We start from the raw sequence: 11,825 nt of genomic DNA on the forward strand, positions 1-11,825 counted from the left end.
GCCGCTCGTCCTCTGGAGAAGGTCTCCCGGTCCTACTTGACGCCCAGGAGCTCGACCTCGAACAGGAGAGTCGCTCCCGGCGGGATGACGTTGCCGGCCCCGCGGTCGCCGTAGCCGATCTGCGGCGGGATGAGGAGGGTCCGCTTGCCGCCGACCTTCATCGTGCCGACGCCCTCGTCCCAGCCCGCGATGACGCGCCCGACACCGAGCTCGAACTCGAACGGCTAGCCCCCGGGTCGACCGAGCTGTCGAACTTCTCGCCCTTCTCCCCGTTCTCCAAAAGCCACCCCGTGTAGTGCATGACCCAGGTGTTGCCCTTCTTCGGGGGCGACGCTCCCGGTGCCCACCACGGAGATCCTCGTACTGGAGGCCGCTCTCGGTCTTCTCCATCTTTTTCTCCTTCTTGGCGCTCTTCCTCGACGAGGGCATCGGGGCTTCTCCGCCTTCGTCACCTTTCGGGCCTTCCGTCACTGGCGCGACGAGAAGCGGCTGGAGGAAGAGCAACGAGGAGGGCCGGCGATCACAACATGTTATTCCTCCTCATCTCCCCGGGCGTCCCGGGCGAGGTCTGCGTAACCCGTGGGGAATAACGGGCAGGCGATCACGCCTCCTGGGCGCGCACGAAGCTCTCGGTACAGATCCTCGGCGTATTCGCGGCCGCCGATGTAGAGCGGGGTCCGCTGGTGGCTGCGCGGGATCGGACGTCGAGGATCCTCTGCGTGCCGCTCGACGCCACTCCGCCCGCCTCCTCGAGCACCATGGCGACCGGCGCGGCCTCGTACCAGCAGCCTCAGCTTGCCCTCCGGCGATTTGTCGGTCGCCGGGTAAGAAGACGCCGCCCCTCAGGAGGATCCGGTGGACGTCGACGACGAGGGCCCCTGAGTAGCGCGGGGCGAGGGCGGCCGCGCCCGGGGTCGGGCGTCCGGAGCCGCTTCGACGAACGCCGCGGCCCGGCCTCCCACTCGTGCCGATGAAGCCTTCGTTGCCGGCGTAGTAGGTGCGCTGCGCGGGGATCCGGATGTCGGGGTGCGAGAGGAGGAACTCGCCGATCCCCGGGTCGAGCGTGAAGCCCTGGACGCCCGCCTTCGGTCCCGCCGTGTAGACGAGCATCGTGGCGGGGCCGTAGACGAAGTAGCCCGCGACGACCTGCTGCTGGGAGATGCGCGCGAGGAGCTCGGCCTCGGAGTGGATGGGGCCCGAGCCGCCGATCCGCCTCACGGAGAAGACCGACCCGACGGCGCCGTTGATGTCGAGGTTCGAGGAGCCGTCGAGCGGGTCGACGAAGACGACGTACTTTCCCGCCGAGGCGGCGACGGCCTCGTTCTCGGGGGAGGCGCGGGGAAGGTCCATCTCCTCGGTGACGACGGTCGGGACGAGCTGCCCGTAGGCGAACGCCTCGAGGAAGATGTCGTTGGCGAGGGCGTCGAGCTTCTGCTGCGTCTCGCCCTGGACGTTCGTCTTCCCCGAGGGCGCCGAGGACCTCCGCGAGGCCGGCGCGGGAGAGGACGCGGCGATCCGCTTGCCCGCGAGGGCGAGCTGCGAGAGGAGCGCCGAAAGCTCGCCGGTGGCCTGCGGGTAGCGCCGTTCGGTCTCGAAGAGGTGGCGGTGGAGCCGGGTCCCGATCGTCTCCGTGGAGGTCATCAGCTCGTCACGGTGCCGTCCCTCCGTTCCCGGGGTCCGCGGGCGAGAAACCCGGGATCTGCGCCCGGCGCCGAGGATCGCGCAGGAGTCGTTGAGAACCACCCGGATGGGAATGCGCGCCAGGAGCGGACCGAAGCGTCCCTTGGCCGCAAAGGCGGTGAAGAAGCCGTCGCGAAGGAGCGGGAGGATCTTCGGCGCGATCCCTCCGCCGACGTAGACGCCGCCGGTGGCGAGGGTCTTCAGCGCGAGGTTCCCCGCCTCGGCCCCGTAGAGCCGGACACGAAGCGGTGCAGCGTCCTCTGGCAGACGGGGTCGGTCTCGTCGAGCGCGGCCCCGGCTGACACGGGGGGCGGGGTCGCCGGACGCGGCGATCGCCTCGGTGAGCCATCCAGGCTCCGGCTATGCCGACGCTCGCGCTCGAAGCGGTAGAGCGTGGCGAGCCCGGCCCCGAGACGACGCGTTCCCAGGGGACGTGCCCCGTGCCGGTGGCGAAGGGGTCTCTGAGGAGGTCGATCTCCTCGTCGTTGCGCGAGCGAAGGAGGCGTGGCCCCCTTCGGAGGGCATCGGGACGAAGCCGCGGCCGGAACGGAAGAGGAGCGCCTCGCCGAGGCCGGTCCCGGCCGAGATGAGGGCGCCGTTGCCGGTGGGGTCTTCCTCGCCCCGGTTCAGGACGGCGAAGTCGGCGGGGCCGAGCTCGGCGAGGCCCCAGGCGTTCGCCTCGAGATCGTTCAGGACGACCGCGGGGACGCCGAGGTCGGCGCGGATCTCCTCCGCGTCGATCGAGAAGGCGACGTTCGTCCCCTCGGCCCGGCCGTGCCTCACAGGACCGGCGACGCCGAAGGCCGCCGCTTCGAGCCGCTTCTCGCCCGCGAGGAAGCCGTCGCGGCGTCGAAGGGTCAGAAGTCGCGCGTCGCAAAGCGCGCGCGGCGCTTCTCGACGAGGCGCCGTCCTCCACTTCCTCGAGGGCGAGGCCGCATGTTCGTACCGCCGACGTCTCCGGCGAGCAGCATGGTCAGTCCTCCCCCGCGGCCGCGCGGTCCAGGAAGAAGAAGCCCTCTCCAAACGGCGGGTCGACGCAAGCGGCGGGAAGGGCCCGGTCTCCCGAGAGGACCCGGGCGAGCGCCGCGCTTCTCCCGGCCCGAGACGACGAAGCCGGCGCAGCGCGCCGCGTTGAGGAGCGGCAGCGTGAAGGTGACGCGCGAGGGGGCGGCTTCGGCGCGCCGTCCACCTCACGACGAGCCGTACCGTCTCCGCAGGCCGCCGAGGCCGGGGAAGAGGGAAGCGGTGTGGCCGTCTTCGCCGAGGCCGAGGAGCACGAGGTCGAGGACCAGGACAGCCGGAGCCGGGCCGAGAGGCTCTCGCGCAGGAGCGCCTCGTACCGCTCGGCCCCGTCCGGCGCGAGCGACGCAACGGGGTGGACGTTCTCAGGCGGGCCGGACGTGGAGGAGGAGCGCCTCGCGGGGCGGCGGCGTCGTTGCGGTCGCGGTCGCACTCGCCGACGCAGCGCTCGTCGCCGAACAAGACCTCGACCGAGCCCCACGGGACGAGGTCGGCCCACGGGGAGGCCGCGAGCCGGCGGTAGGCGGCGAGGGGCGTGGTGCCGCCGGCGAGGGCGCGGAAGCGCCCGCGTTCCTCCACCGCCTCGGCGGCGCGCAGGCGAAGAGCTCGGCGACCCCCTCCGCGAGGGGCGGCCCGGACGACGGGAACACCGTGACCTGCGTCTTCGACATGGCTCCGGATCGGAGACTACGGCCGCCGCCAGCGGCGGCCGTCGCGGGCGAGGAGCTCCATCGCCCCCTCGGGGCCCCAGGTACCGGCTTCGTAGTTCGGGAGGTCCCGGGCGCGGGCTCTCGCTCCAGACGTCGAGGACGGAGGTGACGAGCTCCCAGGCCGCCTCCACCTCGTCGCGCCTGGCGAAGAGCGTGGGGTCGCCGTTCAGGGCGTCGAGGAGGAGCCGCTCGTAGGCGTCGGGGTCTTCTCGCCGAAGTGCTCGAGTACTTGAAGTCCATCTTCACCGTCTCGACGCGCATCGTCGGCCCGGGCTGCTTGGCTCCGATCCGCAGGGCGATTCCCTCGTCGGGCTGGATCCTCAGGACGAGGACGTTCGGCTCCTGGACGAGGAAGCCCGCCCTGCGGAAGAGGGCGATGGGGGGCGTCTTGAAGGTGATGGCGATCTCGGTGACACGCTTGGGCAGGCGCTTGCCCGCGCGGAGGTAGAACGGCACGCCGGCCCAGCGCCAGTTCTCGATCTGGAGCTTCCACGCGGCGTACGTCTCGCGGCCGGAGGCGGGGGCGACGTTCGGCTCCTGCCGGTAGCCGGGTAGAGGAGCTGGAGCATGTGGTTCTCGACGATGTCGCGGAAGATCCCCGACTCCTCGTAGAACTTCCCGCGCCCCTCGACGCCGAGCGTCTCGGCGACGGTGATCTGGACGTGGTCGACGTAGCGCCGGTTCCAGAGCGGCTCGAAGATGCCGTTGCCGAGGCGGAAGACGAGGAGGTTCTGGGTCGTCTCCTTGCCGAGGTAGTGGTCGATGCGGAAGATCTGGCTCTCGCGGAACGAGTGGCGGACCTTCTCGTTGAGGGCGCGGGCCGAGGCGAGGTCGTGCCCGAACGGCTTCTCGACGACGAGACGCGACCAGGGGCCGGAGGGCTCCACCGCGTGGACGAGCCCCGCCTCGCCGAGTCGCGCGGCGGCGTCGCCGATGCCCGAGGGCGGGATGGCGAGGTAGTAGAGCCGGTTTCCCGGGAGACCCGCTCCCCTCGAGCGCCTCGAGGCGGGCCTTCAGGTCGACGAAGCTCTGCGTCTGCTTCAGGTCGCCCTTGAAGTGGAAGAGGCGCGCGGCGAAGCTCCCCCACTCCTCGTCCCCGTGGGCCGTCCGGCCGAACTCGGCGAGGGCGGCACGCAGGTCGTCCCGCCAGGCGTCGTCGGAGTCGACCGAGCGGGCAAAGCCGACGATCGCCGTCTCCGGGGCGAGCTGCCCCTGGCAGTGGAGCTCGAAGAGGCCGGGACGAGCTTGCGGCGCGCGAGGTCGCCCGAGCCCCGAAGATGACGATCGTCGCCGCGGGAGGAGAGGTGGAGCTCATGCGCTCGGTCGGACGGGCCGGCGCACCACGTCCGGATCTTCACCGTCCGCGCCGACTCGAGGAGGGCGGCGCGGCGCCGCTCCTCGACGACGCCGAGGAGCTCGTCGTACGACTTCTCGAAGGAGACGATCCCCTCGCCCTGGAGCTTCTCGCCGAGCTGCTCGACGTCGAAGCCGAGCTCCTTGAGCTCGTCGAGCGTCCGGTGCGCCTCGTCGACCCCTTCGAGGACGGTGTCTCCCAGGTCGCGGCCGTGGTCGAGGAGGGCCTCGAGGGTCTTCTCCGGGAGGGTGTTCACGGTGTCGGGGCCGACGAGGTTCTCGACGTAGAGGAGATCGGAGTAGGCGGGGTTCTTCGTCCCGGTGGAGGCCCAGAGCGGGCGCTGCACGCGGGCCCCCTTCGCCGCGAGCGCCTTCCACGCGCCGGTTCCGAAGGCGGCGAGGTAGTCCTGGTAGACGACCTTGGCGTTCGCGAGGGCGGCCTTGCCGCGCAGGGCCTCGAGCCGTGCGCGAAGCGGCGCGGGAGCCGTGCCCGCCTTCTCGGCCAGGAGCCTGTCGACGAGCGTGTCGACCCGCGAGATGAAGAACGACGCGACGGAGGCGACCTTCGAAGGGTCGCCGCCGGCGGCGACGAAGGCGGCGACGCCGTCCTGGTACGCGTGCGCCACGTCGCGATAGTGCTTGCGGTTGAACATGAGCGTCACGTTGACCGAGACGCCCGTTCCGATGAGCTCGCGGATGGCGAGGCAGCCGGCCGGCGTCGCGGGGACCTTGATGAAGACGTTCGGCTTTCCGAGGAGGCCGTGGAGCCGCCGGGCCTCGGCGATCGTCCCTTCGATGTCCAGGGCGAGGCTCGGGAGGACCTCGAGGGAGATCCAGCCGTCCTCGGCGTTGGCGGCGTGCTGGGCGGCGAAGAGGTCGGCCCCCGCGGCGATGTCGCCGCGCGTGAGGTCGTCGTAGACCTCGAAGGCATCCTTGCCCTCGTCGGCGAGGTGCTCGATCCGGCTCTCGTAGTCGCCGTCGCCCTTGCCGATGGCCTGGGCGAAGATCGTCGGGTTCGACGTGACGCCGTAGATGGCACCCGCCTCGATCCGTCCGGCGAGCTCTCCCGTGGCGATCATGCGGGCCGAGATGCTGTCGAGCCAGACGGCCTGGCCACGCTTCCGGTAGTCGACGGAGCGGTTCATGAGGAACCTCCTGGGGTTCGGAACGGAAGGACCGTCCCCGGTTTTGAGGTGATCCTATCTTCTCCCGCGCCCCGTGTCCGCGCCGCCCGCCGGGGAAAGCGCTCGTTCGATATTCATTCGAGATTTCGCGCTACGCTCGCCGATCGATGAGCCGGCTCGCTCTCTCCCTCCTCCTCGCGGCGGCTGTCTCCTCCCCGTCAGGGGTGCAGAGCCCGCCGCCGTCCCTCCCGCCCCCCTTCCCTTCGAGGACGTGCTCCGGGCCGCCGCCGCGAGCGCCCCGCTCGCCGCCGCAGCCGCCGCGCGGCGGGACGCCTCGGACGCGAGCGCCACGAAGGCCCGCCGGCTGCCGAATCCGGAGGCGACGGTGCGCGTGGAGAACTGGCGCCGAGGCACCGACGCCCACCCGTTCGACGCGCAGGCCGACCTCGACGTCGTCGCCGAGCTGTCGCAGCCGCTGCCCGTCTTCGGGACGTGGTCGTCGCGCCGGGACGAGGCCGCCGCGCTGTCGCGGGCCGCGCGGGCCACGTCGCGCGGCGAGGTCGAGATGGTCGTCCTCGAGGCGGCGCGCCTCTACCTGGGAGCGGTGCGCGGCCAGGACCTCGTCGCCGCCCTGACCGAGAGCCGCGACGTCCTCGGAACGATGATCGCGACCGTGGAGAAACGGGTCGCCGAGGGGTGGTCGGCCGAGGGCGACCTCCTGAAGCTGAGGGCCGAGCACGCCCGCTCCGAGGCGCTCCTGGCCCGCGCGACGCTCGAGCTCGGCGACGCCGCGGCGCGGCTCGCCGCCCTCCTCGGCGAGGAGGCCCCCGTCGACCCGGCGCGGCTCGCGATGCCCCCGGTTCCTCCCCTGCCCGATGGGGAGGCCGAAGCGCTCGGCCGGGAGGCGGCCGCCACGCGCCCCGCCGTGGTCGAGGCGCGCGAGCGGCTCGAGGCGGCCCGCGCGACGCTGCGTCTCGAGAAGGCGCTGCGCGCCCCCGAGCCCTCGCTGACGGCCGGCTACAAGCGGACGGGCGGGCTCGACACCGCGCTCGCAGGGATCTCCTTCCCGCTCCCGCTCTTCGACACGAACGCGTCGGGCGTGGCCCGCGGTGAGGCCCAGGTCCGGGCCGCCGAGGCCGTCCTTCGGTCGGTCGAGCTCGAGACCGCCGCCGGCACCGCCGGGCTCGTCCGCGCCGCGCGCACGCTCTCCACCCGCGCCGAGGCCGCGACCTCGGGCCTCCTCGGCTCCGCCCTCGGCGCCCGCGGCGCCGCCCGCGCCTCGTTCCGCGAAGGGGTCTCGGAGGTCCTTCCCCTCGTCGACGCCGAGCGCGTGACCGCCGAGGCCGTGCGGGAGACGCTCGACCTGGCCGTCGACGCCCGCCTCGCAACTCTCGCCGCCCGCTTCGCCCTCGGACAGGAGGTTCTCCCTTGAGCAGCCCCGAATCGCCCGCCCCCGAGAGCTTCTGGAAGCGCCACCAGCGGCACATGCCGCGCCGGCTCCCCCGGGTCCTCCTGGCCGTGGGCCTCCTGCTCGTGCCCGCCGTCGTCGTGGTGAGGATCTTCACGGCGAAGCCGGTGGACGAGTCCGTCCCCGCGACGGCGCCGACCGACGCCGTGACGCTCGGCGAGAAGTCGGTCTCGCTGGCGGGGATCGAGGTGCTCGAGGCGAAGGGCGTGACCCGGGCGGCGACGTTCGACGCGCCTGCCGTCCTCTCGCTCGACGAGACGCGGACGGCGCGGATCGGGTCGCTCGTGGAGGGCGACGTCGTACGGATTCTGTCCGAGGTGGGCTCCCGCGTCGGGCGGGGCGCCGTCCTGGCGGAGCTCAACAGCCGGGTCGTCCACGACGCCTGGGCCGACTACCGCAAGGCTGTCGCCGATCGGCGCCGCCGCGAGACGGAGCTGGCGTGGGCGACGCAGGCGGCGGAGCGGGCCGGGCGCCTGCACGAGCAGAAGGCGCTCTCTCTGCAGGAGCGGCAGCGCGCCGAGACCGACCAGGTGGCCGCCCGGGAGGAGCTGGACCAGACGAGGACGGAGGTGCGGCGCGCCGAGGAGGCGCTCGAGCATCTCGGCGTGACGAACAAGGAGGACCCGACGGGCGAGACCGGGGAATCGGTCCCTGTCCGCGCGCCGCTCGCCGGCGTCGTCCTCGAGAAGCACGTGACGGCCGGGACCACCGTCACGCCCGGGACGCTCCTCTTCGTCGTGAGCGACCTGACCGCGCTCTGGGCCATGGCCGAGGTGGACGAAACGCGGATTCCGCTCGTGGCCGCCGGACGGCCGGCGAAGGTCCACGTGGCCGCGTGGCCCGACCGGGCGTTCGACGCGCAGGTGACGTTCGTCGGCGACGCGGTGAACCCGAAGACGCGCCGCGTGACGGTGCGCTGCCAGGTGCCGAACCCGGGCGGGCTCCTCAAGCCCGAGATGTACGCCCGCGTCGCCCTCGGCGAGTCGGCGCCGCGGCCGATGGTCGTCGTTCCCGAGGCGGCGATCCAGGAGATGGACGGCAAGCCGTACGTCTTCGTGGCGGGAGCGAAAGGGCGCTTCGAGAAGCGCGAGGTCGCCCTCGGCGCGTCGAGCGAGGGCCTCGTCGAGATCCGCTCCGGCGTCGCGGCCGGGGAGAAGGTCGCGACCCAGGGGAGCTTCCTCCTGAAGTCGCAGCTCCTCTCGGCGTCCGCGCCGGCGGAGGAGTGAGGTGAGCGGCGGCGAGCGCGGACACCGGCACCGCGGCGAGGCCGAGACCGGCCCGCACCCGAAGGGGATCGAACGGTTCGTGGCCGGCGCGTACCGCCGGCGGATGGCCGTCCACGCGATGGTCGGGTTCCTCGTCCTCTCGGGCCTCTGGGCCTGGAACGAGCTCCCGGTCGAGGCGTTCCCCGACCTGACGAACAACCAGGCCGTCGTCGTGACCGAGGCGCCCGGCCTCTCGGCGACCGAGGTCGAGCAGCAGGTGACCTACCCGATCGAGACGGCGCTGATGGGCGTGCCGCGCTCCCAGGAGGTCCGCTCGCTCTCGAAGTTCGGCCTCTCCATCGTGACGATCGTCTTCGACGACGACGTGCCGGTCTACTTCGCGCGGCAGCTCGTGGCCGAGCGGGTGAACGACGCCCGCGCGCGCCTCCCCGAGGGGACCGAGCCGGCGCTGGGCCCGGTGGCGACCGCCTTCGGCGAGATCTACCAGTACCTCATCGAGGGAGACGTCGCGGACCCGATGACGAAGAAGGCGCTGCAGGACTGGGACGTCCGCACGCGCCTGCGCGCCGTGCGCGGCGTCTCGGAGATCAATTCCTGGGGCGGCCAGACGAAGGAATTCCACGTCCTCGTCGACCCGCGCAAGCTGGACCGCTTCGGCCTCCCGCTCCGGCAGGTGGTGACGGCCCTCTCGGAGAACAACGCGACGTTCTCCGGAGGCTTCATCGAGCACCGCTCCGAGCGCTTCACCGTCCGCGGGCTGGGCCTCGCCACCGGGATCGAGGACCTGAAGCGGATCGTCGTGGCCACGGTCGACAGCGTCCCGGTCTTCGTCTCCGACGTCGCCGACGTGACGATCGGCGAGATGCCGAGGAGCGGCGCCGTGACCCGCGACGGCAAGGGCGAGAGCGTCGCGGGAATGGTCATCATGCTCCAGGGGGAGAACGGAAAAAGGATCGCGGAGCGGGTGAAGGCGAAGGTGAAGGAGATCGCCGAGAGCCTGCCGAAGGGGCTCTCGATCGTCCCGTTCTACGACCAGAGCGAGGTCATCGACCGGACGTCCCACACGGTGCGCAAGAACCTCCTCGAGGGGTCGCTCCTCGTCGTCCTCGTCCTCTTCATCTTCCTGAAGGACATCCGCGCCGCGCTCGTCGTGGCGGCCGTGATCCCGCTCTCGATGCTCGTCGGCTTCCTCGGGATGAAGATCTTCGGCGTCTCGGCGAACCTGATGTCGCTCGGCGCGATCGACTTCGGCCTCATCGTCGACGGCGCGGTCGTGATGATGGAGAACTTCATCCGGCGCAAGACCGAGAAGGGGGCCGAGCCGGCGCCGGGCGAGGACCCGCGAAAGAAGCACGAGACGATCATCGGGGCCGCCGCCGTCGAGGTGGCCCGGCCGATCCTCTTCGGCGTCCTGATCATCATCGCGGTCTACCTGCCGATCTTCACGCTCCAGGGGCTCGAGGGGAAGATGTTCAAGCCGATGGCGATCACCGTCTGCTCGGCGATCCTCGGCTCGCTCCTCCTCTCGTTCACGGCCGTCCCGATCGCCTCGGCGCTCGTCCTGAAGGAGACGATGCACGAGCACGACGAGGGGTGGTTCAGGCGCCTGCGCCGCTATTACGGCGTCCACCTCGCCGACGCGATGGACCACCGGGCGCGGACGCTCGGCGTCGCGCTCGCGGTCGTCGTCGTCGCGCTCGCCTCGATCCCGTTCCTCGGGAGCGAGTTCATGCCGCGCCTCGACGAGGGGGCGATCCTGATCGAGTCGCGCAAGCTCCCGTCGGTCTCGCTGCCGGAGTCGGTGGAGATCTCCACGAAGCTGGAGCGGATCGTCGCGACCTTCCCCGAGGTGAAGCAGGTCGTCACGAAGATCGGCCGGCCCGACGTCGCCACCGAGGCGATGGGGATCTACCAGGGGGACGTCTACGTCAACCTCCACCCGCGCGAGGAGTGGAAGAGCGGGTGGACGAAGGAACAGCTGATCGACGCGATGGCCGTCGCGCTCGCGGACCTGCCCGGCGTCGAGATCAACTTCACGCAGCCGATGGCGATGCGCCTCGACGAGGTCGTCTCGGGCGTGAAGGCCGACGTGGCCGTGAAGGTCTTCGGGCCGGACAACGCGACGCTCGAGAAGCTCGGCGAGGAGGTCCGGCGCGTCCTCGAGACGGTCCGCGGCGCCGCGGACCTGCAGGTGGAGGTCCTCTCCGGGGCCGCGCAGGTGGAGATCGACCTCGACCGCGCGCGGATGGCCCGCACCGGCCTGAACGTGGCCGACGTGAGGGACGTCGTCGAGACGGCCGTCGGCGGAAAGACGGCGACCGAGGTCCTCGACGGCCCGCGGCGCTTCGCCGTCGTCGTGCGCCTCCCCGACGAGCTGCGCCGGAGCCCGGAGGCGATCGCGTCGATCCTTCTGACGGCCCCCGGCGGCGAGAAGGTGCCTCTCGGCAACGTGGCGCGCGTCGCGACCGCCCCGGGCCCCGAGGCGATCAGCCACGAGTCGGGGCAGCGGCGGCTCGTCGTCCAGACGAACGTCCGCGGCCGCGACATCGGCAGCTTCGTGGCCGAGGGTCAGAAGCGGGTCCGCGAGAAGGTGACGGTGCCGTCGGGGTACCACCTCGAGTGGGGCGGGCAGTTCGAGAACCAGCAGCGCGCCACGAAGCGGCTGATGATCGTCGTGCCGCTCTCGCTCGCGATCATCTTCTCGCTCCTCTACCTCACGTTCCGCCTCGCGCGGCAGGCAGCGCTCGTCATCCTGAACGTCCCCTTCGCCCTCGTCGGCGGCGTCGCGGCACTCTGGCTGCGCGACCTGAACCTGAACCTCTCGGCGTCGGTCGGGTTCATCGCCCTGTTCGGCGTCGCGGTCCTGAACGGCGTCGTGATGATCACGTCGGTGAACCGCCTGCGCGAGGAGGGGATGGGGCTGCGCCTCGCGGTGCTCACGGGCGCTTCGACGCGGCTGAAGCCCGTGATGATGACGGCCCTCGTCGCGGCGCTCGGCTTCCTCCCGATGGCCCTCTCGCACGGCGCGGGCGCCGAGGTCGGCCGCCCGCTCGCGACGGTGGTCATCGGCGGGATCACGACGTCGACGCTCCTGACGCTGATCGTCCTGCCGACGCTCTACGAGATGATCGAGGCGCGGGTGGCGCGGCGGCGGAAGTAGGGGGAAACCGGCGGTCCGGGTTCCCGTCCGCTCCGCGCGGAGGGGGTTTGGGGGAAACCGGCGGTCCGGGTTCCCCCAACTCAT

5 protein-coding genes and 4 pseudogenes are annotated in these 11,825 nt (G+C 71.8%); 3 read left to right on the forward strand and 6 right to left on the reverse strand.

Annotated elements, in window-relative coordinates:
- Window positions 1-32: 32 nt before the first annotated feature.
- The 6 genes and pseudogenes from IPN03_21685 to tal form a co-directional block, all read right to left on the reverse strand.
- Window positions 33-301, reverse strand: a pseudogene (locus IPN03_21685) (FKBP-type peptidyl-prolyl cis-trans isomerase).
- 239 nt (window positions 302-540) lie between these two features.
- Entirely contained in the window at window positions 541-1,641 is a 1,101-nt protein-coding gene (locus IPN03_21690; GenBank protein MBK9376262.1) for a fructose-1,6-bisphosphatase, read from the reverse strand.
- A 60-nt stretch (window positions 1,642-1,701) separates the two neighbouring features.
- Window positions 1,702-2,013: pseudogene (locus IPN03_21695) on the reverse strand (glucokinase).
- Between the two features lie 27 nt (window positions 2,014-2,040).
- Complete coding sequence (locus tag IPN03_21700) at window positions 2,041-3,279, reverse strand: glucokinase (GenBank protein MBK9376263.1); 1,239 nt, start codon at window positions 3,277-3,279, stop codon at window positions 2,041-2,043.
- Window positions 3,280-3,387: 108 nt separating this feature from the next.
- Window positions 3,388-4,725, reverse strand: a pseudogene (locus tag IPN03_21705) (glucose-6-phosphate dehydrogenase (NADP(+))).
- Between the two features lie 70 nt (window positions 4,726-4,795).
- Window positions 4,796-5,908 (reverse strand): annotated as a pseudogene (tal, locus tag IPN03_21710) (transaldolase).
- Between the two features lie 250 nt (window positions 5,909-6,158).
- On the opposite strand from tal, the gene IPN03_21715 reads away from it, so the two are divergent.
- From IPN03_21715 to IPN03_21725, 3 genes are all read left to right on the forward strand, one after another.
- A complete protein-coding gene (locus tag IPN03_21715) occupies window positions 6,159-7,319 on the forward strand; it encodes a TolC family protein (GenBank protein ID MBK9376264.1) in 1,161 nt (386 codons plus the stop codon).
- Window positions 7,316-8,581 carry an efflux RND transporter periplasmic adaptor subunit gene (locus tag IPN03_21720; protein ID MBK9376265.1) on the forward strand — a complete coding sequence of 422 codons (1,266 nt, stop codon included), beginning with the start codon at window positions 7,316-7,318 and terminating at the stop codon, window positions 8,579-8,581. The genes IPN03_21715 and IPN03_21720 overlap by 4 nt, the downstream gene beginning before the upstream one ends.
- A gap of 103 nt (window positions 8,582-8,684) precedes the next feature.
- Window positions 8,685-11,741, forward strand: a complete 3,057-nt coding sequence (locus IPN03_21725; GenBank protein MBK9376266.1) for an efflux RND transporter permease subunit — start codon at window positions 8,685-8,687, stop codon at window positions 11,739-11,741.
- Window positions 11,742-11,825: the final 84 nt, after the last annotated feature.

It is taken from the genome of Holophagales bacterium (assembly GCA_016719485.1).
Lineage (GTDB): Bacteria > Acidobacteriota > Thermoanaerobaculia > UBA5066 > UBA5066 > UBA5066.